This window comes from Prolixibacter sp. DSM 2831, from assembly GCF_056493735.1.
In genome coordinates, this window is record NZ_CM151379.1 from 2361204 (window position 1) to 2383268 (window position 22065).

At 46.0% G+C, this 22065-nt stretch carries 19 protein-coding genes and 1 riboswitch; of the genes, 13 read left to right on the forward strand and 6 right to left on the reverse strand.

What is annotated here, in order from left to right:
* Positions 1-87: 87 nt before the first annotated feature.
* Positions 88-483, reverse strand: coding sequence for a hypothetical protein (locus tag AC060N_RS09515; protein WP_479526888.1), 396 nt, complete (start codon positions 481-483; stop codon positions 88-90).
* A 35-nt stretch (positions 484-518) separates the two neighbouring features.
* On the reverse strand, positions 519-1883 hold the full coding sequence (locus tag AC060N_RS09520; RefSeq protein ID WP_479526889.1) for an exonuclease domain-containing protein: 1365 nt from the start codon (positions 1881-1883) through the stop codon (positions 519-521).
* 93 nt (positions 1884-1976) lie between these two features.
* On the opposite strand from AC060N_RS09520, the gene cysQ reads away from it, so the two are divergent.
* Positions 1977-2783 carry a 3'(2'),5'-bisphosphate nucleotidase CysQ gene (cysQ, locus tag AC060N_RS09525; RefSeq protein ID WP_479526890.1) on the forward strand — a complete coding sequence of 269 codons (807 nt, stop codon included), beginning with the start codon at positions 1977-1979 and terminating at the stop codon, positions 2781-2783.
* Here the strand turns inward: cysQ and AC060N_RS09530 are convergent, their stop codons facing one another.
* The 4 genes from AC060N_RS09530 to ligA form a co-directional block, all read right to left on the reverse strand.
* Positions 2784-3323: a hypothetical protein gene (locus AC060N_RS09530; RefSeq protein ID WP_479526891.1), complete on the reverse strand. Its 540-nt coding sequence runs from the start codon at positions 3321-3323 to the stop codon at positions 2784-2786.
* Positions 3324-3359: 36 nt separating this feature from the next.
* Positions 3360-4244 (reverse strand): 4-hydroxy-tetrahydrodipicolinate synthase, encoded by an 885-nt coding sequence (gene dapA, locus AC060N_RS09535; protein WP_479526892.1) that lies wholly within the window; start codon positions 4242-4244, stop codon positions 3360-3362.
* 6 nt (positions 4245-4250) lie between these two features.
* Positions 4251-4793, reverse strand: coding sequence for a DUF6913 domain-containing protein (locus AC060N_RS09540; protein ID WP_479526893.1), 543 nt, complete (start codon positions 4791-4793; stop codon positions 4251-4253).
* A gap of 185 nt (positions 4794-4978) precedes the next feature.
* On the reverse strand, positions 4979-6991 hold the full coding sequence (ligA, locus tag AC060N_RS09545; RefSeq protein WP_479526894.1) for an NAD-dependent DNA ligase LigA: 2013 nt from the start codon (positions 6989-6991) through the stop codon (positions 4979-4981).
* A 288-nt stretch (positions 6992-7279) separates the two neighbouring features.
* Positions 7280-7486: riboswitch (cobalamin riboswitch) on the forward strand.
* Between the two features lie 104 nt (positions 7487-7590).
* On the opposite strand from ligA, the gene AC060N_RS09550 reads away from it, so the two are divergent.
* From AC060N_RS09550 to AC060N_RS09605, 12 genes are all read left to right on the forward strand, one after another.
* Complete coding sequence (locus AC060N_RS09550) at positions 7591-7797, forward strand: cysteine-rich CWC family protein (protein ID WP_106542719.1); 207 nt, start codon at positions 7591-7593, stop codon at positions 7795-7797.
* A 2-nt stretch (positions 7798-7799) separates the two neighbouring features.
* On the forward strand, positions 7800-8555 hold the full coding sequence (locus AC060N_RS09555) for a DUF4465 domain-containing protein (RefSeq protein WP_479526895.1): 756 nt from the start codon (positions 7800-7802) through the stop codon (positions 8553-8555).
* A 305-nt stretch (positions 8556-8860) separates the two neighbouring features.
* Positions 8861-10054 (forward strand): cell envelope integrity TolA family protein, encoded by a 1194-nt coding sequence (locus AC060N_RS09560; RefSeq protein ID WP_479526896.1) that lies wholly within the window; start codon positions 8861-8863, stop codon positions 10052-10054.
* A 186-nt stretch (positions 10055-10240) separates the two neighbouring features.
* Positions 10241-11929 carry a gamma-glutamyltransferase gene (gene ggt / locus AC060N_RS09565; protein ID WP_479526897.1) on the forward strand — a complete coding sequence of 563 codons (1689 nt, stop codon included), beginning with the start codon at positions 10241-10243 and terminating at the stop codon, positions 11927-11929.
* A 131-nt stretch (positions 11930-12060) separates the two neighbouring features.
* On the forward strand, positions 12061-12675 hold the full coding sequence (locus tag AC060N_RS09570; RefSeq protein WP_463231079.1) for an FKBP-type peptidyl-prolyl cis-trans isomerase: 615 nt from the start codon (positions 12061-12063) through the stop codon (positions 12673-12675).
* 89 nt (positions 12676-12764) lie between these two features.
* Positions 12765-13838 carry a chorismate synthase gene (gene aroC / locus AC060N_RS09575; protein WP_463231078.1) on the forward strand — a complete coding sequence of 358 codons (1074 nt, stop codon included), beginning with the start codon at positions 12765-12767 and terminating at the stop codon, positions 13836-13838.
* Between the two features lie 11 nt (positions 13839-13849).
* Complete coding sequence (locus tag AC060N_RS09580) at positions 13850-14032, forward strand: helix-turn-helix domain-containing protein (RefSeq protein WP_106542725.1); 183 nt, start codon at positions 13850-13852, stop codon at positions 14030-14032.
* Positions 14033-14035: 3 nt separating this feature from the next.
* Positions 14036-14404 carry a YccF domain-containing protein gene (locus AC060N_RS09585; RefSeq protein WP_463231077.1) on the forward strand — a complete coding sequence of 123 codons (369 nt, stop codon included), beginning with the start codon at positions 14036-14038 and terminating at the stop codon, positions 14402-14404.
* A 335-nt stretch (positions 14405-14739) separates the two neighbouring features.
* Positions 14740-15891 carry a pyridoxal phosphate-dependent aminotransferase gene (locus AC060N_RS09590; RefSeq protein WP_479526898.1) on the forward strand — a complete coding sequence of 384 codons (1152 nt, stop codon included), beginning with the start codon at positions 14740-14742 and terminating at the stop codon, positions 15889-15891.
* Between the two features lie 103 nt (positions 15892-15994).
* Positions 15995-17950: a glycoside hydrolase family 97 protein gene (locus tag AC060N_RS09595; RefSeq protein ID WP_479526899.1), complete on the forward strand. Its 1956-nt coding sequence runs from the start codon at positions 15995-15997 to the stop codon at positions 17948-17950.
* Positions 17951-18216: 266 nt separating this feature from the next.
* Entirely contained in the window at positions 18217-19455 is a 1239-nt protein-coding gene (locus AC060N_RS09600) for a competence/damage-inducible protein A (protein ID WP_479526900.1), read from the forward strand.
* 108 nt (positions 19456-19563) lie between these two features.
* Positions 19564-22038 carry an AsmA family protein gene (locus AC060N_RS09605; protein WP_479526901.1) on the forward strand — a complete coding sequence of 825 codons (2475 nt, stop codon included), beginning with the start codon at positions 19564-19566 and terminating at the stop codon, positions 22036-22038.
* The last annotated feature ends 27 nt before the right edge of the window (positions 22039-22065 follow it).

Below are 22065 nucleotides of genomic sequence, written 5' to 3' on the forward strand. Positions count from 1 at the left end.
AGTTAACAAAAAAATTATTCAGCCATGACATGTTCTTGGTGCAACCGGGGAAGGGGTTGGGATAACTTCCTCTGCCGTCAGGAGAGCTCAACACTGCAATTTCGTACCATCGGACAGGTTAAGGGCTGCCCGGTTTATCGTCAGGAGACAGGCCAGTGGCTTCAGGGCTGACAGACTGGTCTTCAGGACTAGAAGAAATCGGTTCAGGACAGATGAAAAGCTTGTCAGGACAACCTGAAAGCACGTAAGGACTACTTTTCTCTCATCGTTACAGTTGTCCTGAAGAGCTACAGCGTGAATCTTAGGAGCTGGCAACGTGTCCTGACGACCTTTTGAGGTGTCCTTACGACCCGGCGAGTTGTCCTTAAGAGTTTTCGAGCTGTCCTTAGAAACTTTCAGGTCGTCCTGAATGGCTGGTAAGTTGTCCTGACAAGCAACTGATGGAATCTTACGACCTGTCGAGCTGTCCTGACGGGCACTCATATCGCCCTTAAGCAAATGAGACTTCTCCTGACGGCCTAGTTTTGTTCTTCCGAACGAAATTCGATGATACGCGTAGCCGGGTGTTTTTTCAGGTAGCTGCGAATGATTCCCTGGGTATCGCGGTTGTCCTGCCGGGACGAAATGCAGTCGTGCAAAGCCTGAACGCCTTCGGCTGAGCTTTCCTCATCGACATAGCCAAAGCCGGTGTAGCGCCCGTTCTGCACTTTTACGACCGCCCATTCGCCTTTCCGGCGTCCTTCTTCTAGAATGAAAAAGTCGGGCGAACGAAACTGAAGCTTCGCAGCCGCCATTTCAGCCCTTTGGTTGTAATCATCCGGTGATTCTTCGCCTATGCAGGCTCCGTTACAACTCTTTATTTCGTAGTGAAAGCACGCTCCATCCGTTTGGTACAGGCCACAGAGTTTCTGGCATAACCGGTAGTGGTCAACCAAATCGTGCAAATATTCTTTGGCTTCAGCGGCTGAATAAAAACTGGTGAGCGGCAATTCGCCATCGATAATCTTCCTGACTTCGAAGCGCTGGTAACCTTCTTCATCCTGGTAAGTAAACAAACCCCAGTGGAAACGGGTACGCCGTTGTGCCCGGTTGTATAATGGCTGGTGACTTTTTATCTCATCCGATTCCAGCAACAGTGAAACCAGTTCACTGCCGGTAATTTGCCAATCAACGTCGACCAGTTTGCTGCGCATTTCGATGGCCTTTTTCGTGCTGTTGTTGGCAAGATGCGAAAGAACCCGTTGATGAATGTCTTTGCTTTTCCCGATGTAGATGATTTCTCCCGAGTCATTCAGGAAGTAGTAAACACCGGTTTGCCCGGGAAGCGCTTCGAGTTTTTCTTTCGGGAGCTCTTTGGGAGCATTTGAAAACAGATTCTGCGTTTGTTCGTTATTCTGTTGCATTAGAATCTCAAACAGTTTCACGGTAGCGAACGCATCGCCGCCGGCCCGGTGCCGACCGTTGATGGAGATATTCAGATCGGAGCAGAGGTTTCCCAACGAGTAGGAGCGATGTCCCGGCAGCAACTTCCGACTGAGCTGAACGGTGCAAAGGGTTTTTCGACGGTAGTCGTACCCAAGCCGTTTGTATTCTTCCTTCACGAAGTTGTAGTCGAATGCCACGTTGTGCGCCACGAAAATCTTCCCGGCCGTGATTTCCACGAGCTGTTTGGCCACTTCGTAGAACTTGGGTGCATCGGCAACCATCTCGTTGGAGATGCCGGTCAACCGGGTAATGTTGTAGGGAATGTAGCACTCCGGATTGATCAGGCTGACAAACGAATCGGTTACCTGCCGGCCATCGTGGATGTAAACGGCGATCTCTGTAATTTTCCCGTTTCGGTGACTGGTTCCGGTCGTTTCGATATCGATTATGGCGTACATCAGGTGCAAAGATAAATGATATCTCCATTAGATGAACAGCGAATTGGGCAGGCAGTTGAACTTTCCTATCTTTACCGGGTTTGAAAATATGCTATGGAGAAATTCGAACCCAAATCAATGTTGAAACCTGCCATTCGTGCAGCGTTGGAGGCCGGAGAAGCCATCATGAAAGTTCACCGGTCGAGAGACCTGGAAGTGGAGTATAAGGAAGATGACAGTCCCGTTACATTGGCTGACAAAGAAGCCAGTAAGGTGATAATCGAGATGCTTTCTCCGTACGGCTTTCCTTTTTTAAGTGAAGAAGAGGTATTCCCCGATTATAAAGAGCGGCAGGAGTGGAAATATTTCTGGATGATTGATCCGCTCGACGGGACCAAGGAATTTATTCGCAACGGCGACGACTTTACCGTAAATATTGCCTTGATCGATAAAAACCGGCCTGTTTTGGGAGTCATTTATGTTCCGGTTTCCGGTTATCTCTATTTCGGCAGCATTGACAAAGGTGCTTACCGCACAGCCAACGCCGATACACTTTCGTTTGAGCAGATATTTGCCAAAGGGGTTCAGCTTCCGCTGGAAGACGAGCATGAGAAATTTACATTGGTCGGAAGTATGTCACATATGAACGAGGAAACCCGGGCGTATTTCGACAAGCTGATGACTGAAAAGGGAAAAGAAAACGTGGATGTGATTATTCGCGGTAGCTCCCTGAAAATGTGCATGGTGGCTGAAGGAACCGCCGACTGTTATCCTCGTCTGAGCAACATCATGGAATGGGACACAGCGGCCGGACATGCCATCTGCGAAGCTTCGGGTTGTGAAGTAACACAGTGGAACGGAACGCCCCTGGTGTATAACAAAGAGGATTTTTACCAACCCTGGTTCCGGGTCAGCCGTTGATTACTGCATGTCGATGGTGACTGTATCTTCCCAGACTTTTTTCCCGTTAGGTACCGACTTCATTTGGTAATGAACACGGTATTTCCCGTTTCCTGCTTTGCGAACGACCTCGCCGGTCAACAGAAAATCGGCCTTTTGATTGGCCGCCCAGTTCAATTGTGCGCTTTCCGATGGGAGCGTGGTGGTCGTAAAAAGAGTAGCCCTTCTGTCTCCGCCATGAATCACTCTCAATAATCCGGAGCCTGCCAATTTGGCTTCCACTACGGGAACAACTGCTTTGGGGGACGTTCCCAGGGAACTGGGAATGGCAATACTTCCGACAATACAAACCGGTCGTTCGGCAGTCGCGTCATTTCTCACACTTTTCAGCCAGCTGGAATTAAACAGGCTGTGCTGAAGCTTGGACGGAAAATAGACAATGCTCAACGCCGGATCGGGTGTTTGCATTTCCGGTTCCTCCTGCACCTGCCGGGAAACCTGAGGGCTGCAAGCCTGCAACAGGCCCGCCAGTATGATTATATAAAAGGCAGTAAATCTCATATCGTTTGGTCCGGCAAGATAGCGATTACTCGTCAGCTATCCGTTGATCTTTTTCATTTCTTCGGTAATTTCCCGGTAGATGATTTCGCCGATTGGCGCCAAGGGTAGACGTAAAACATTCTCTACTTTGCCTTTAACGTTCAATGCGGCTTTAATCCCTCCGGGGTTACCTTCAACAAAAAGAAGATTGAAAAGGTTTAAAAACTGCATATGTTGGGCAGATGCTTTCCGGAAGTCTCCATTGGCTGCCGAATGGACCATGTCGGCTACTTTGGCCGGAAATCCGTTGGCAATAACGGAAATAACGCCATCTGCTCCTAAGGAAATGGCCGGAACCGTCAGGCCGTCATCTCCCGAAAGGACAGAGAAGTTCTCCGGCCGGTCGCGAAGAATCAGTGCCAGCTCATTTAAATCGCCGGAGGCTTCTTTCACGGCAACAAATTTATCGGAAGCTTCAGCCAAGCGGATGGTAGTGGCGGCATTCATATGCATTCCGGTACGACCGGGAACATTGTACAGTATAATGGGTACGGGGCTATTTTCGGCAATTTGCATGAAATGCCGGTAGATGCCTTCCTGTGTGGGTTTGCTATAATAAGGAACCACCGAAAGGATTCCATCTACTTTACCGGCATCGATATCTTTCAATCCTTCTACCACTTCACGCGTATTGTTTCCACCCGCTCCAACGACAATGGGAAGGCGGCCGGCATTTTTTTCAGCCACAAAATCAACCACGCTTTTCTTTTCTTCTGTCGAAAGGGTAGCTGTTTCCGCTGTAGTTCCTAAAACAACGAGAAAGTCGATGCCTCCGGAAATCATATCTTCCACTAATTCCCCAAGTGCGTCAAAATCAATTGTACTGTCTTTCTTAAATGGTGTTATGAGGGCGACACCTGCTCCGCGAAACTTTTGTCCCATAAAATCTTAACCTTTTCGATTGATGTATTCCAAATAATGAATAATCTGTTCGGTCAGATAACGACAATTCTTTTTCCCTGAGATTTCTACGGTCAAATCGTAGAAGTTGTTTTCCGGCTCTTTCCAACCAACCTTAAAACTCGCCACCGAGTCAACCAATATGCTTTGGAGCGGTAACAGTTCAGTAATTGACAAGTCCAGAAGCAAATCAAACTGAGTATCGGTAAAACTCTTCAAATCATCCGATTTGGGATTTCCTTTCCAGTCGATTTCTTTTCCGGTAAAAAAGCGCGAATGGGACGCTTTGCTGAACGTTTCCTTTTCCTCGGCCGAGTTGACAACCGCCAGTCCCCGGGTACTAATGCCATGCTCTGTCAGAACTTTTCTCATATGTTCGTAACTCTCCATTGCTCCGTCATCTTCGGGATACCACAGAATGGCTGCAGTTTTCGCCGTGTTAAAAGTATGGACCAGCACGTTACGCCCTGGATTCTGATACTTTTTATGCAATCTTTTCAGCGTAACAGTTTGGAGAGCTTTTTTAAACATATTGGGACAAATTTACGAATTCGTTGATTGGTTATTTCTATTTAAGATGAAGAGCTATAATATTTGTGCTTACGATTTGTAAGCAAATCACTGAAAATAGTTTCAATTTAAATACTTGCTTCTTTCGCTTGTGCTTGATTTTAATTCGGTCGTTTTTCTTCTCATATCTGTTTTCTATTCGCGTCTTACGATTCAATCATTTTTAAAAATTCCGGCTCATCGATGATGGGTATTTTCAACTTCTCGGCCTTTTCCCTTTTTGATGGCCCCATTTTATCTCCGGCCAACAGGTAATCTGTTTTTCCGGTAATGGAGCCGGCGTTTTTTCCACCGTTCTGTTCGACCAGTTCACCCAACTCTTTTCTGCGTTGCGAGGTCCCGAAATTACCGGAAATCACGAACGTCAGCCCTTTCAGCTTTTCGGAGGTCGGGAGAGAATCCTCATCAACTTCCATCGTGAGACCGGCCTTGCGTAATTGCTGGATTAAAATACGGTTTTTTTCGTCGTCAAAATAATTCCGGAGGGATTGTGCCATTTTCTCACCAATCTCATCGACCGCAATCAACTCTTCCAGCGAGGCATCTTCCAGTTTTTCAATCGAGCCAAAGGCACGGACAATCTTTTTGGCTGCTGTTTCACCAATGAAGCGAATTCCCAAACCAAACAGCACTTTTTCAAATGGTTGCTGCTTCGATTTTTCAATTCCGTTTACCAGGTTGTTGACCGATTTTTCCTGAAAGAAATCGAGGGAGAGAATTTGCCCCTGCTTTTCGGGCAAATCGTATATGCTGGCCACATCCGTCAGCAAACCTTTGTCAAAAAACAAACGAATGGTTTCTTTGCCCAAACCTTCGATGTCCATAGCACCCCGGCTACAGAAATGCTCGAGCTTTCCTTTCAACTGGGGAGGGCATCCGTTTTCGTTGGGACAGTAATACGCTGCTTCGCCTTCTGTGCGCTTTAATTCGGTTCCGCACTCCGGACAATTGGTAATGAATTCGACCTTGGCAGCATCGTTCTGTCTGGAACTGGTATCGACACCCACAATTTTGGGAATGATCTCACCGCCTTTTTCTACATATACCTGGTCGTCGATATGTAAATCGAGGTTGGCGATGATATCGGCATTATGAAGGGAAGCTCTTTTCACTATGGTTCCCGCCAGCAGAATGGGTTCCAGATTGGCGACGGGGGTAACAGCGCCGGTTCGTCCCACCTGGTAAGTGACAGCTTTCAGGCGGGTAGCCAGCCGTTCGGCCTTAAACTTATAAGCAATGGCCCAGCGCGGCGATTTGGCCGTGTAGCCCATCTCTTCCTGAATTCTGCGGGAATTGACCTTGATAACTACACCATCGGTTGCCACCGGAAGATTTTTCCGCTCTTCGTCCCAGTAATGAAGATAATCGAAAATTTCATCGACCGTTTTACAGGCACGCGTGTGTTCGGAAACTTTGAAACCCCACTTTTTCGCTTTTTCCAGCAGTTCCAGGTGACCATCCGACGGGAGGTTATCGCCCAATACATAATAGAATATGGCGTCGAGGTTGCGCTTCGCCACTTCAGACGAATTCTGAAGTTTCAACGTTCCGGAAGCCACATTTCTCGGGTTGGCAAACGGCGCTTCACCCGTTTCTGCACGAGCTTCGTTCAACTTCTCAAACGAAGCAAAAGGCATCAGCACTTCGCCGCGAATCTCAAACTTCTCGGGAAAATCACCTTTCAGCTTGAGCGGCACACTCCGGATGGTTTTCACATTGGCCGTTACATCGTCGCCCTGAACGCCATCGCCGCGGGTTACCGCACGAACCAGCTGTCCGTTCTCGTACGTAATACTGATGGATGTTCCGTCGAATTTCAACTCACAAACATAGGTGAACGGCTCATCAACGAGCTTCCGGGTACGTTGGTCAAATTCCTGCACTTCACTTTCGGAATAGGTGTTGCTGAGCGAAAGCATGGGGTAGGTGTGACGCACTTGCGTAAACTGCTGGTTGATGTCACTTCCCACACGTTGTGAGGGCGAATTAGGATCTTTGAGTTCTGGCGCTTCTTTCTCCAGTTCGATGAGTTCGTTCATCAAATGGTCGAAAGTTTCGTCGCCAATGGTCGGCTGATTTAAAACGTAATAGTTGTAGTTATGCTGTTCGAGTTGTTCTCTTAATTCCAGTATGCGTTTCCGGGTCTTTTCCGAAGTCATTTTCTTCACATTTTAAAAAACTAAAAGTACTAAAAATGGACGTTCGGAAACATAAAAACATGCCATTCGCAGTGAATTCTTTTGCCTCAATGAAATTGTGAAATCAAAATCAGATAGATAATCACGATACCGACAAGCACAACCAGCCGAATCAGATTTGCCATCTTCCGGGTCTTAATCATAAACAGAAAAAATCTTGGTCGTATGTAAAAAAATCAAATGCTATTGTTGCCCCGAAGTAAGCAAAATATCCTGTTAAAAAATGATCATAATTTGAAAATGTCGTATATCTTTGACGTGAATTTTGGTTTTTCAACCTCCGTTCGGGAGGACGAAAATGAAAAGGGAATCCGGTGAAAATCCGGAGCTGTTCCCGCAGCTGTAAGCCCGTAATTAATGGGTTTCCTGATCCGCAAAACCACTGTTTCAGCTTGAAACGGGAAGGTGCAGGAAACCCGGGTGAGCCAGAAGACCTGCCACGATTCAACAACTAATTTTTGCTTTCGGGATAAATAGCAAAAATGAACTGCAAGCAATTGTTATTCATTTTTCACATTTGGAAGAAAGCCGGAAACAACCATTAATTAAATGTCATTATTATGGGAAACGTATGTCCGCGCTGTGGTTCCACCTTCGAATGTCAACACGATGACATTCAGAAATGTTGGTGTGCCCGTGAACGATTGCCCGCTGCGTTGTGCGAAACGCTCAGGGAAAACTACGATGCATGCTTATGCCTCTCGTGCATCAGTGAACTTCAAAATGACCTCAGAATCAACGTAAATCAAACGACAAAAAAGGATTAATCATGAAGAAATTAAACGGATTGTTCATTGCAACAATTGCTTCGGCTCTGCTTTTTACTGCCTGCGACAAATCGGAAGAAACCATTACTGAAACGAAAACCATCGATTTTGAAGATCTACAGACGCCTTCTTCAGGTTACTGGAATGGCAGCGATGCCTCGGGCGAATTTACGTCGGGCGATATGGTGTTTCCGAACAATTACAACGCCGATTATTCGACGTGGGACAGTTTTGCCTATTCCACATTGAATGATACGCAAACAGCCGGCTATGGCAATCAATACAGCGTTTACGATGCGGCTAATAACGGTAATTCATTTGCCATCTTTTACCCTTCCTATTCAAGCGATGCGTATTTTTCATTTCAGAATGAGCAGGAGTACCAACTGAAAAGCATCGAGCTGTGTAACGACACTTATTCGGCACTTTCGATGAAAGACGGAGACGCTTACAGTAAGAAATTCGGCGGCGATACGGGAAACGATCCCGACTGGTTCAAGGTCGACATTATTGGTTACGATGCGGCTGGCGATTCAATTGGCAATGTTGAGTTTTACCTGGCCGATTACCGCTTCACCGACAACAGCCAGGATTACATTGTGAATGAATGGGCCAAAGTAGATTTATCGAGCCTGGGCAAAGTGAACAAACTGGCCTTCCGTTTTGGCTCTTCCGACGTTGGCGACTATGGCATCAATACGCCATCTTACGTTTGCCTTGATAATCTTCGGTACGAAGTGGTATCGAAAGGAGAGTAGCGAATCATCAACCGGCAGGAATAGAACATTGTCTTTTTGTAACTGTTTAGATGATACTATTCCTGCTTAACATACTTGACTTAAAAAAGGCGGATGTCCCCGAAACGCGGGCATTCGTCTTTTTTTTTGTTGTCTTGATTTTCTTCTATGGATGGTAGTAATAGAAATTATTAAATAAGATTCATTATCAGCGATATAATAATGCGACGTCCTGTTTCGTTATAAAAATGAAATATCGCAATGTGTTGGTTGTTAGTGACGTTGGAAAGTGCGGTATTTTAACCAAACCAAAAAACACTTTTCCTATGTCAGTTCGTGTCAGTGTATTATTGTTGATGCTGAATTTCGGGCTTTTGCTACTACCCGATATGGCCCACGCAAAAAACAAAGAAATACCGGGGTTACAGGTTGAAGGAAAATTACGCACAGACGAAGGCGGCCTGAACGGCGCTACCATTGAAGTCTTCAGAGCAAATAGCGATGAGCTCGAACAAACTGCAACCGTTGATGAAACCGGCAAGTTTGCGCTGCAGTTGGATTTTCAGCACGATTATTACTTCGTTTTTAAGAACAGAGGATGCTATTCCAAAAAATTGCTCCTGAATGCCGTTATTCCTGAGAAAGTATTGAAGCGGGATCCGTATTTTCCACCTATTAAAATCATTGTTACGTTGTTTCGGAAAATCCCGGAAATTGACCCGTCATTTTCTGAGAAACCGGTTGGGAAGATATTCTATTCGGCTGAACTGGATAATTTTGATTCGGAATCGTACTTCAACGATATACAGATACGTGAAAAAATCGATGATGAAGTGGCAACCACCTATTCAAAAAAGCTGGAAAAGGCAAAAGCCCTGGAAGTCAGTGGGAATCTCGCTGCAGCTATGGATGAATACCAGACAGCCACGAGCCTAAAACAAGATGATGACCTTGCTCAGAAAAAGATAGCATCGCTGAAAGAGCAAATTAAGCAAAAGGAACAAATCAGACAGGCTGAAGCTGCCAGAAAAGACAGCATGGACAAACAACTTTTGGCTGCGTCTTTGAAACCCGCAGATACGGCAGATAATGCGCTGGAAGCGCAGGCAAATCAATCGGTTTCTGTTCGGAAGACTTCCGGAGACACTGCCACAAAGGAGAAGCAAAATTTGGCTGAGAACGCTCATCTAGGTTCTGCTGAAACCGCAGAAGTTGAGCCGGATATCGTGCAAGAAAAAGTGCACCAGGATTCTACTCAGAAGGTGACAGGCGAAACCGAAAAAAAGAAAGCCGTTGCAACAACGGAGACCATCGAGATTCAAAAAACAGAAAATGAGAAGTCAAAACCTTCGTCAGTTGATAGTGGAGATAAAAGTTTGGCGCAGGCGTCAATACAACCACTCGAAAATGACTCCGGCAGTGGTATTCTTCTGATATCCGGCTTGATGTTATTTGCGCTAATTGTTCTTCTTTGGTTCAGGAGAAAAGCAAAACAAAAGGATACCGCGGAAAACGAATAATTTTTAACAAGATATATTGCGATGTAAATAGTTTGGACTGTTTAGCTTTTTTTAGGTTCATAAAGTTTCATTAAAAAAGGCAGGTGAATTCTTTCCGGGACACCTGCTTTTTTTGTTTGTCATGTTGTTTTTCTATCGTTTGACAGAATTTCTTTAAATTCCCGTTCAATTTAAACCGAACTAACGATGAAGAAATTTGCTTCTCTTGTATTGCTTTTCCTGATAAGTATTTCACTGTTTGCACAGGACCGGATAACCGGTAAGAATTTTGCTACTCGCTCTGAAGTGATGGCTCGTCACGGTATGGTATGTTCCAGTCAGCCATTGGCGACACAAATTGGAATTGATATCCTGAAAAAAGGCGGTTCCGCAGTTGATGCAGCCATTGCAGCCAATGCGGCGCTCGGTTTGATGGAACCAACCGGTAGTGGCATGGGAGGAGATCTGTTCGCCATTGTCTGGGATGCCAAAACGAAGAAATTATACGGACTGAACGCCAGCGGCCGTTCGCCGAAAGCGTTAACCCTGGCGATTTTTAAGGAAAAAGGATTGAAAGAAATTCCGCCGTTTGGTCCGCTTCCGGTCACGGTTCCCGGTTGTGTGGACGGGTGGTTTTCGTTGCACGACCGATTTGGTAAGCTTCCGATGAAAGACATTCTGGAGCCGACAATTCAATATGCGGAGGAAGGATTTCCGGTTACAGAAATAATTGGCTATTATTTTGGCCGTTCCGTAGAATATTTCAGCAAGAAATTTCCGAATGTGAAGGACACTTACATGCCTGACGGAGAGCCGCCCTACAAAGGGAAAGTGTTCCGCAATCCGATGCTGGCCAATACCTACCGCGAAATTGCCAAAGGTGGCCGCGATGCCTTTTATAAAGGCCGTATTGCACATGTCATTGCCGATTTTATTCAGGAACAGGGAGGTTACCTTTCGTATGAAGATATGGCTGCCCATCATTCGCAATGGGTTGAACCCGTTTCGGTGAATTATCGTGGATACGATGTTTGGGAGCTTCCGCCGAATGGACAGGGAATTGCTGCCCTGCAAATGTTGCAAATTCTGAAGGGCTATGATATTGCTTCGATGGGGTTTGGCTCAGCCGACCACATTCATTATTTCACGGAAGCGAAGAAACTGGCTTTCGAGGACCGCGCAAAATACTATGCCGACATGGATTTTGCCAAAGTACCGGTTCAGACGTTGATTTCAGAAAAATACGCGGCAGAGCGCCGGAAACTTATTCGTCCCGATAGGGCAGGAAAATATTCAGCTGGAGAAATCAGCCAGGGAGAAACGGTTTACCTGACGGTTGCTGACGATGAGGGAAATATGGTATCGTTGATTCAGTCGAATTACCGGGGAATGGGTTCCGGAATGGTTCCTCCGGGGCTGGGATTTATGCTTCAGGATCGTGGCCAATTGTTCAACCTGGAAGAAGGACACGCGAACACTTACGAGCCAGGTAAACGGCCCTTCCATACGATTATTCCCGCCTTCGTTACGAAAGACGGTAAGCCATTTATGAGTTTCGGCGTGATGGGCGGTGATTTTCAACCGCAGGGACACGTTCAGATTTTGATGAACATCATCGATTTTGGAATGGGGCTGCAGGAAGCTGGTGATGCTCCACGCATCAGTCACGACGGCTCCACTTCGCCGACAGGTACACCAGCTGATGGTACCGGACGAATCTCACTGGAAAGCGGTTTTGGTTACGAAGCGATTCGTACTTTGATGCAACGCGGTCATCGTGTTGGATATGAGAACGGAATTTATGGTGGTTACCAGGCAATTATGTACGACGCCAAAAACGATGTTTATTACGGCGCATCGGAATCTAGAAAAGACGGTGAGGCTATTGGTTACTAATTAGCTACCCTGATGTCATTATTTGTGTTAAATTTAATCTAAATTAATGTACTTTTGATAGGTGATATTTGCATGATAGAATAGTTCATGCTTTCTTTGTACGACGCAAAATTTGTATTAAATAGCTTATTATGACAATCGCTAGAGATAAAATGGTTTCCCTCACTTATGAACTCAGAGTAGACGGGAAGGAAGGAGAAGTATTCGAGACTGCGGGAAAAGAAAACCCATTGACATTTCTGTACGGAGCCGGATTGATGCTGCCGATGTTCGAAGAACGTCTGGCCGGTCTTTCTGATGGAGCTGTATTCGATGTGGAAATTGCCGCAAAGGATGCTTACGGAGAAGTGAACGAAGAGGCTATCATCAATCTGCCGAAGCACATTTTCGAAGTAAACGGTGAATTTGATAGCGAACTGGTGAAGCCGGGAAATACCGTTCCGATGATGTCTACTTCAGGACAGCGCATGAACGGAATTGTTTTGGCTGTTGAAGAAGATACGGTCCGTATGGATTTTAATCATCCGCTGGCCGGAGAAGATCTGTTCTTCAAAGGTGAGGTTCTGGAAGTACGCGATGCAACAGCTGAAGAGCTGGCTGCTGTATACAACCAGGGCGGTTGTGGCTGCGGAAGCGGCGGCGGTTGCGGAAGCGGAAGTTGCAGCACCGATGAGCACGAACACGAGCATGCACACGCAGGCGGTGGTTGTGGTTGCGGAAGCGGCGGTGGAAGTTGCGGCTGCTAAGCAAATCGTGAAAACATTTTCTTTTTGAAATAAAGAAATTAACGTATTTTTATCAACCCGGGGCTTTCCCGGGTTTCTTATTTTAGCCTATGAACACTCTTGGACATATTTTCAGATTAACAACGTTTGGAGAATCACACGGTGCAGCAATCGGCGGTGTTATCGACGGATGCCCATCAGGCCTCGAATTGGATGTAGCAAAGGTGCAGAAAGATTTGGATCGCCGTAAACCCGGACAATCGCATATTACCACACAACGAAAAGAAGGGGACAAGATTGAATTCCTTTCGGGAATATTTGAAGGAAAAACCACTGGAACGCCTATTGGTTTTATTATCCGGAATAAAGATCAGCATTCCAAAGATTATAATAATCTCAGGGAGGTGTTTCGTCCCTCACATGCCGATTATACCTACATCAAGAAATATGGCCGGCGCGATCACCGTGGTGGTGGACGCTCCTCTGCTCGTGAAACCATTGCCCGTGTAGCTGCCGGCTCGGTTGCCAAACAATTGCTGCAAAATATCGGCGTGAATGTTCAGGCGTATGTATCGCAGGTAGGCGAAGTAGAAGTGCCCAAAAGTTACCTCGAACTCGATCTCGGTTTAACCGAATCAAATATTGTTCGCTGTCCTGATCTTGAGACGGCTGAAAAAATGATTGCCCGTATTGAAGAAGCCGGACATAATCACGATACGGTTGGCGGCGTTATTACTTGCGTTGCAACGGGAGCTCCCGCTGGATTGGGCGAGCCGGTTTTCAATAAATTGCATGCCGATTTGGGCCACGCCATGTTGGGTATCAATGCTGTGAAAGGCTTTGAATATGGTTCTGGTTTCGCCGGAACACGTCTGTCCGGTTCGGAGCACAACGACGTATTTGTGAAAGATGGTGACAAAATCCGGACGAAAACGAATCACTCCGGCGGTGTGCAGGGAGGAATATCAAACGGTGAGGACATTTACTTCCGGGTGGCGTTCAAACCCATTGCTACTTTGCTGAAAGAACAGCATACAGTCGATAGTTCTTCAAAAGATGTAACGATCAATCCCAAAGGTCGTCACGATCCATGCGTATTGCCCCGGGCTGTTCCCATTGTGGAAGCGATGGCCGCTTTGGTTTTGGCTGACCATTTCCTGATGAACAGCATCTCAAAACTCTAATATTCTAACCAATGGAAATCAGTGAACTAATCCTGCAAACCATGAACGAAGCCGGTCGTCCGCTCAAGAGTGGTGAAATAGCCGAAAGTGCCGGCGTTGACAAAAAGATGGTCGACAAAGCCCTGAAAAAGCTGAAAGATGAGGGGAACATCGTGTCACCGAAGCGTTGTTACTATGAACCTAAACGCCCTTAAGATATGCGCATTTTAGGTAACATCATCTGGTTCATTTTCGGAGGCGTCTTTATCTTCTTCGAATACCTTTGGGGCGGGTTGATTCTTTGCCTCACCATTGTCGGCATTCCATGGGGATTGCAGGCCTTTAAACTAGGAATTGCCCATTTGGCTCCTTTCGGGAAACGCGTGGTGCCAACCGGTGGCAGCATTCCGGTTATATCCTTTTTGCTGAATGTGATATGGATTGTATTTGCCGGTTTCTGGATTGCGTTGACCCATCTTATCTGGGGAATTATCTTTTGTGTTACCATCATCGGCATCCCATTCGGCCTGCAGCATTTTAAACTGATGCGACTGGGCTTTTATCCGTTTGGGTACGATTTACGATAAATGGTTTAAACCATACATATTTGAGCGTTGAAGGTGATTTCAACGCTTTTTTTTACGTGATATTGATGAGCGGTTGCTTCGATTTCTTCACAGTAAGATTGAAAAGATCATGTCGGGAATAATGGCCTGCCACATCCAGTGAACGTCGCCGTCCGGTTACATCTAGTAAAGCATATTCTCCATAAAGAATGGCTTTTTCTCATTCCGATAATTATATATGAAATATAAGCTGGTCGTTTCTGACGAATTTCTGCGAGAAAATTATGATAATCCATTCTCCATCAGGGAAAGTTGGGTAACTTTAACCATCTCAAACCAAATCAAAACCATTAAGCATGGAAGCCCGTCTGCTTGACCAAATTAAACCCTTTATCGTGATGGAGGTGCTGGAGCGTGCCAACGAACTGCAAAAGCAAGGCGTCGACGTCATTCACATGGAAGTAGGGGAGCCTGACTTCGACGTACCGGAATGTGTGAAAGAGGCATGCGAAACCGGAATTAGAAGCGGATACACTCATTATACGCACAGTCTTGGTGATCCCGAATTGCGTGAAGCCATCAGTCGTCATTATAAGAAGGAGTATAATGTTTCGGTCAAGCCGGAACAAATTCTGGTTACGTCGGGAACTTCTCCCGGAATTCTTTTGGCTTTATCCGTGTTGCTGAATGCCGGAGACGAGGTAATACTTTCCGATCCCGGTTATGCCTGTTACGCTAATTTTGTTACCTATGCAGGTGGAAAACCGGTAACTGTGCCCGTTGATGCTAAGAATGGATTTCAGTATACTCCGGAAGGCATATGTGAAAAGCTCACCAATCGAACTCAAGCTATTCTCATTAATTCGCCGATGAATCCTACCGGGAATTTGCTGAGTCCGGAAACGATGAAAGCAATTGCTCAATATTCACCTTATATCATTTCTGATGAGATATACCACGGATTGGTATATGGAGAGAAAGCTCATTCCATTCTGGAATATACAGATAAAGCATTTGTGCTGAATGGATTTTCCAAGTTGCATGCTATGACCGGGCTTCGTTTGGGCTATCTGATTGCTCCCGAGAAATACATGCGACATCTGCAGATATTGCAGCAGAACCTGTTTATCTGTGCTAATTCAGTCGCTCAACGGGCGGGAATAGCAGCTTTGAAGAAAAGCGGACCGGATATTGAGCGGATGCGACATACCTACGACAAACGGCGCAGGTATCTCATCAAGAGATTGCGCGAACTGGGCTTTACCATTCCGGTAGAACCGACAGGAGCCTTTTACATCTTTGTGGATGCGAGTCATCTCTCGAACGATTCCTATAAGCTGGCTTTCGATATGCTGGAAAAAGCACACATCGGTGTGACTCCGGGTATTGATTTTGGTGCGAACGGTGAAGGTTATCTGCGATTCTCATACGCCAATTCATTGGAAAACCTGGAAGAAGGGATGAACCGACTTGCTAGTTATCTGAAGAGCTTCAGAGGTCTGGATTAGAAAAAATCTATAGTTTATCTACTATTTATTTCAGACTATTCACATTAGTTTACACCGAAGTCGTTAAATTTGTGACAGTTGCTAACCAATTAAACCTGACGTGATGAAGCTGAGAATGATTCTGCTGTCCTTTGTAATACTGTGCAGTTTTTCGTGGTTACACGCTGCCGATATTCAATCGCTCCGTTCGCCTGACGGGAGAATTAAAGTGACTTTCCGGCAAACCGATAAGCTTTATTATGCTGTTGATTATAACGATCAGAATATCCTTTGGTACTCGCCGCTTAGTTTGACAGTCAACAATCAGAAACTCGGTTTTCAGGACGAAGTTGTCAGTCAGTTGACTCGTTCCAATAACAACGTTATTAAGCCGTATTGGTGGTTTCGGAGCGAAATCCGGGATGAGTACAACGAACTGGAATTGGTATTCGGTGGGAAATACTCCGTCATCTTTAGAGCTTATAACGATGGAGTCGCCTATCGCTGGAAAACAGATTTCAGAGGAAATGTCAAAGTTCAGGGCGAAGAAGTGGAATACCGGTTTCCGAAGAACTACCAGCTGATTTCGCACCAGGTTAGCGATTTCCAGACTTCCTATGAAAAGAATTATACCAAAGCGCCTATCCTGTCGCTGAAAGAGGCGGACTTTACATCTGTTCCGATAGTTGTTGACGAGGAGACGTTGAAGGTTGCCGTTACGGAAGCCGATTTATACGATTATCCCGGTATGTACCTGACGCATTATGACAACAACAATGGTCGTTCGTATCTCAACGGAATTTTCCCGGCGTACCCTGAAAAAGTAGAAAGTGGAAATCACGGTAGCTTCAATCTTCGGGTACTGGAAAGAGCTGACTATTTAGCACAGACATCGGGTACCAGGGAATTTCCCTGGCGTGTGCTAATTGTTGCTCCGGAAGACAAGGATTTGGCAGCAAATGATATTGTGTATCGGCTGGCCCGGAAAGCACAATTCGATGCATCGTGGGTGAAGCCCGGAAAAGTCTCGTGGGAGTGGTGGAACGGCTGGAACCTGGAAGGCGTCACGTTCAGAGCCGGTATCAATATGGATACGTACAGGTATTACATCGATTTTGCCGCGCGGCATCACATCGAATACGTGCTGATGGACGAAGGTTGGTCCGATCAGTTTGATATTCTACTGCCTAAACCGGGAATCGATGTGCCGGAACTGGTGAAGTATGGCCGTAAAAGAGGAGTAAAAATATTGCTCTGGACGGTATGGCATACCATCGATAGGCAAATGAATGAAGCGCTTGCGTTGTTCGAAAAGTGGGGCGTGGCCGGAGTAAAGGTAGACTTCATCGACCGCGATGATCAGATAGCCGTCAATTTTTATGAACGCCTGGCGGCAGAGGCTGCCAAACACCATTTGCTGGTAGATTACCATGGTTGTTCGAAACCGACGGGATTGGAAAGAACCTATCCGAATGTGTTGAATTTTGAATCCGTGCGGGGCAATGAGTACAATAAGTTTACTACACCCGATACACCGGAACATAACGTCGATATTACCTACATCAGAATGCTGGCCGGCCCAATGGATTATACCCCGGGTGCCATGCGGAACGCTGCCAAGGGGCAGTTCTTTACCTCGTACAGTATGCCAATGAGCTACGGAACGCGTTGTCAGCAGTTGGGTATGTACATTTGCTATTTTGCTCCTTTACAAATGCTTTGCGATGCTCCGACCGAATACGAGAAATATCCCGATATTCTGAAATTCCTCTCTGAAGTACCGGTGACCTGGGATGAAACCATTCCGCTCGACGGTAAACTGGGTGAATACGTTGTATTGGCCAGAAGAAAAGGAAATACGTGGTACATTGGCGCATTGAACAACTGGACCGAACGTACCATTAAGATTGATTTATCGTTCATTGGTGAAGGGCAGCATCAGGCACAAATGTTTGTCGACGGAATGAATGCAGACCGGCGCGGAGATGATTATATGGTGATTTCGCAAAGAGTGAACAGAGGCACACCATTGGAAATAACATTAAAACCGGGCGGCGGAACAGCCATCCGGATTGACTAGTTGTATTGGCTCAACACGAAAAACCTGTCCGGTTGAATTTCCGGGCGGGTTTTTTCATGTCGAAAAGGAGGAAAACCATTGAGAGGATTTCTGAAATCAGGGCATTCGTGCTAAAGGATGTTAATAGTAAGCAACCATCGTTCAACTTTATGGCGTCTTGAAGATGCGTGCAAGGTTGTTTTCCGTAATTTAGACGGAAATTTAACCCAGAGGAGCGAAATCGTTTGTGCTGATTTCAATGGCCCCATGAACAGATTATACATTTAATGAAAGCAGATTTAATTACCATTGGCGATGAGATTCTCATCGGCCAGATTATCGATACCAATTCGGCCTGGATGGCCAGAAAACTTAATGACGAAGGAATTGCTGTCCGGCAGATTACCAGCATATCAGACGACCACGACCACATGTTGGAAACGTTGACAGATGCTTCGGATAAGGTCGACTTAGTGCTAATTACCGGTGGTTTAGGACCGACAAAAGACGACCGAACCAAGGAGGCTATTTGCCAGTTCTTTGACACTCATTTGGTTTCTGATGAAAACGTACTCAAACATATCGAAGCATTGCTGGCTCCGCGTGGAGTACAAATGAACGGCCTGAACCGTGATCAGGCTTTGGTGCCGGAAAAAGCAGTTGTGCTGCACAACCGGATGGGAACGGCACCCGGATTGTGGATGGAAAAAGATGGATGTGTTTTTGTTTTTATGCCGGGAGTGCCTTTCGAAATGAAGACATTGGTCAGCGAGCAGATATTGCCGCGAATCCGTACCCGGTTTAAAACCACGCCCATTATTCACCGAACGGTGCTTTCTCAGGGCTTACCAGAGTCGATGCTAGCCGAACGTATTGCCGACTGGGAAGATAGTCTTCCTTCGTTCATCAAGCTGGCTTATTTGCCTAATCCGATGCACATCCGGCTGCGACTGAGCGCTTCCGGCGAAGACCGGGATATGATGAACAAGGTGCTCGATGAAAAAGTGGAAGAGCTTCTGGAAATTATTCCTGAGCACATCTTCGGTTTCGAGGATGAAACTCTTACCGGGAATATCGGCAAGTTGTTGAAGCAACGCAACCAGACCGTAGGAACAGCGGAAAGCTGCACAGGTGGAAACATTGCCCACTTTTTTACGTCTGATGCAGGAAGCTCAGATTATTTCCGCGGAAGCGTAGTAGCTTACTCAAATGGGGTAAAAGAAAAAGTGCTCGGTGTCCCGGAGAACATGCTTATCGAGCATGGTGCCGTTAGCGCCGAGGTCGTGGAAGCGATGGCTGTAGGAGCCCGCAAAGTGTTGGGCGTTGACTATGTCGTGGCTACCTCCGGCGTAGCAGGGCCAACAGGAGGTACGCCGGAAAAACCGGTTGGCCTGGTTTGGATAGCGGTTGCCGGTCCTGACGGAGTTATTTCAAAAAAATATAACTTTGGTAACGACCGGGGACGCAACATCGTTCGTTCGTCACAATCGGCCCTGAACCTGTTGCGCAATACTTTGTTGAAGTAAAAGACAGACAGCGGAATAACCAGACTTATTTCTTATTGACTCTCAAAACTTCGCTTGTTTTCCGGTTAACCGGATTGAGAAAAATACAGACAAATAAAAAACGATGATATGAAAAAAGCACTTATCATTATTGGTGTGGTTGTGGTGGTTTTATTGGCTGCTATGATTGCCGTTCCTCTGATTTTCAAAGATCAGATTTATAAGAAAGCGCTTGATAAGGCCAATGAGATGGTCGATGCCAAAGTGGAGCTCGACGGTGTCAACCTGTCTTTGTTCAAAAGCTTTCCAAAGGTATATGCCGAACTGGACGGGCTGCGAATTATCGGGAAAGGTGATTTTGCGAACGATACTTTGGTGAGTGTGGGCTCAGTGGCGACGACCATTAACTTGTCGAGCTTGTGGCACATGGACAAAGGAATTGATGTGAATGAGATTATCGTCGACAATCCGAAGGTGGCACTCAAGGTGAATAAGACCGGTAAAAGCAACTGGGATATTACAACGCCGGGCGAACAGCCGGCGACTACGGATACAACGGCTTCAGAGATGCAGCTAAACCTTGACAAGATTTCGGTGCACAATTTATCGCTCAGTTATACCGATGAATCGACGCCCATGTTTTTCTCGATGAATAACGGGGATTTCAATTTGTCAGGAACCATGAACGGTGCCAACAGTACCCTGAAGACGGATGCCCAGGTGAGAAACATCACCTTCGACTACCAGGGCAGCCGTTATGCGAAGGATATCAGTCTCGATATGAAAACGGTTCTGACCGCTAATTTCGATAAAATGAAGTTTGCGGTAGCCGAAAACGAGACGCATATCAATAAACTGCCGTTGAAAATCGACGGAAGCTTTGCGTTGGCCGACTCGAGTTATGATTTCGATCTGAAATTCAGTTCGCCAGGCTCAGGATTCAACGAATTGCTGGGCTTTGTGCCGGAAGAATACCAGTCGTACCTGAAAGGTGTTCAAACGAAAGGAGATGTGGCGTTCGGAGGTTTTGTAAAAGGAGCATATACTGAAAACAGCTACCCGGCGTTTGGCATTGACCTGAAGCTGGACAATGGCTGGTTGAAATATCCGGATCTGCCCAAAGCTGTTGAGAATATCAACCTGGCAGCCAGTGTGAAAAAGCCAGCGGGCGACTTGGACCTGATGACCGTAGATGTGAATAAATTCGAAGCGAACGCGGCCGGGAACCCGGTTTCAGCTAATCTCTCCATTGCTCATCCGATGAGTGACATGCAGTTGAAAGGAAAGCTGAATGGTAAAGTTGATTTTGCGACTGTATCTCAGGCTTTGCCGATGGATTCAATGGATATTCGGGGACTGCTAGATGCTTCAGTTCAATTTGACGGTCCTTACTCGGCTATCGACAAACAGCAGTACGACAAGTTTGAAACGGAAGGGAAAATTCAATTGAAAGGCTTTCGGATGGCATCGAAAGATTTGCCCATGCCGGTTAGCATTTTCTCGGCGAATATGACCATGAACTCACGTTCCATTTCATTATCTTCCCTGAAAGGAAATATGGGGCGTTCCGACTTTTCAGCATCGGGTTCACTTTCCAATTACTGGCCTTATATTTTGAAGGATAAGACCTTGAAAGGTAACCTGAAAGTCAACTCCAATTTGCTGGATGTAAATCAATTGATGGCCAGCATGGCCACGACGGATACGACAAAGACCGATACAACCAAAATGGAGGCCATTGAAGTGCCCGACCACATTGATTTTACGATGCAGGCCAGTATCAACAAAATCCTGTACGATAAGATGGTGATTACCGGAACCAAAGGCCAGGTAATTGTTCGCAACAAAAAACTCTTGCTGGATGGACTGAATATGAATATGCTGAATGGTCAGGTGACTATGGCGGGTTCGTATGAAACACCACAGCCTCAGAAGCCGAAATTTGATTTCAACCTGAAGATAAAAGGCTTCGACATTCCACAGGCATACCAGTCGTTATCGACCGTTCGTACCATGTTACCCATTGCATCGAACAGTACAGGAGAATTTAGTACCGGTATGTCAATCTCTGGATTCCTGAACAAGAATATGGAACCTGTTTTCCAGTCGTTTAACGGAAATGGTGATGTTTCGACATCGAATATTCAGATTGTGGGAGCGAAGGTATTCCAGGAAATCGGTAAGTATTTCAAGAAGAATAAATTCGACAAGGTAGATATCGATAATTTTGCCACGAAATTTAAAATCGTGAATGGAGGTTTGGATGTTTCGCCTTTCAAAACAAAAATTGCGGGTCAGGAAGCAGTCGTTTCCGGACACCAAACCGTCAGTCAGGATTTGGACTATAAAATTGACTTCAAGGTCAATAAGGGTGATTTGAGCGGCGATATCAACAAATACCTGGGCTTCGTACCCGGAACGGAAAATATTCAGAAACTGCCGGTAGGAGTGACCATTGGCGGTACATTCAAGAAGCCTGATGTCAAAGTAGATCTGAATGATGCTAAAAAACTGGTAGAACAAGAGTTCAAAAAGTCATCGAAAAAACAGATTCAGGACGCTGCCAAAAAACTGGGCAACGAGTTGAATAAACTGTTTAAGTAACGATTTTAAAAAGATAGTAAAAACAAA

Excerpts from the sequence above, each read along its gene's own strand:
- AC060N_RS09515 (WP_479526888.1), bottom strand. The coding sequence starts at position 483 with ATGAGTGCCCGTCAGGACAGCTCGACAGGTCGTAAGATTCCATCAGTT.
- AC060N_RS09520 (WP_479526889.1), bottom strand. The coding sequence starts at position 1,883 with ATGTACGCCATAATCGATATCGAAACGACCGGAACCAGTCACCGAAAC.
- cysQ (WP_479526890.1), top strand. The coding sequence starts at position 1,977 with ATGGAGAAATTCGAACCCAAATCAATGTTGAAACCTGCCATTCGTGCA.
- AC060N_RS09530 (WP_479526891.1), bottom strand. The coding sequence starts at position 3,323 with ATGAGATTTACTGCCTTTTATATAATCATACTGGCGGGCCTGTTGCAG.
- dapA (WP_479526892.1), bottom strand. The coding sequence starts at position 4,244 with ATGGGACAAAAGTTTCGCGGAGCAGGTGTCGCCCTCATAACACCATTT.
- AC060N_RS09540 (WP_479526893.1), bottom strand. The coding sequence starts at position 4,793 with ATGTTTAAAAAAGCTCTCCAAACTGTTACGCTGAAAAGATTGCATAAA.
- ligA (WP_479526894.1), bottom strand. The coding sequence starts at position 6,991 with ATGACTTCGGAAAAGACCCGGAAACGCATACTGGAATTAAGAGAACAA.
- AC060N_RS09550 (WP_106542719.1), top strand. The coding sequence starts at position 7,591 with ATGGGAAACGTATGTCCGCGCTGTGGTTCCACCTTCGAATGTCAACAC.
- AC060N_RS09555 (WP_479526895.1), top strand. The coding sequence starts at position 7,800 with ATGAAGAAATTAAACGGATTGTTCATTGCAACAATTGCTTCGGCTCTG.
- AC060N_RS09560 (WP_479526896.1), top strand. The coding sequence starts at position 8,861 with ATGTCAGTTCGTGTCAGTGTATTATTGTTGATGCTGAATTTCGGGCTT.
- ggt (WP_479526897.1), top strand. The coding sequence starts at position 10,241 with ATGAAGAAATTTGCTTCTCTTGTATTGCTTTTCCTGATAAGTATTTCA.
- AC060N_RS09570 (WP_463231079.1), top strand. The coding sequence starts at position 12,061 with ATGACAATCGCTAGAGATAAAATGGTTTCCCTCACTTATGAACTCAGA.
- aroC (WP_463231078.1), top strand. The coding sequence starts at position 12,765 with ATGAACACTCTTGGACATATTTTCAGATTAACAACGTTTGGAGAATCA.
- AC060N_RS09580 (WP_106542725.1), top strand. The coding sequence starts at position 13,850 with ATGGAAATCAGTGAACTAATCCTGCAAACCATGAACGAAGCCGGTCGT.
- AC060N_RS09585 (WP_463231077.1), top strand. The coding sequence starts at position 14,036 with ATGCGCATTTTAGGTAACATCATCTGGTTCATTTTCGGAGGCGTCTTT.
- AC060N_RS09590 (WP_479526898.1), top strand. The coding sequence starts at position 14,740 with ATGGAAGCCCGTCTGCTTGACCAAATTAAACCCTTTATCGTGATGGAG.
- AC060N_RS09595 (WP_479526899.1), top strand. The coding sequence starts at position 15,995 with ATGAAGCTGAGAATGATTCTGCTGTCCTTTGTAATACTGTGCAGTTTT.
- AC060N_RS09600 (WP_479526900.1), top strand. The coding sequence starts at position 18,217 with ATGAAAGCAGATTTAATTACCATTGGCGATGAGATTCTCATCGGCCAG.
- AC060N_RS09605 (WP_479526901.1), top strand. The coding sequence starts at position 19,564 with ATGAAAAAAGCACTTATCATTATTGGTGTGGTTGTGGTGGTTTTATTG.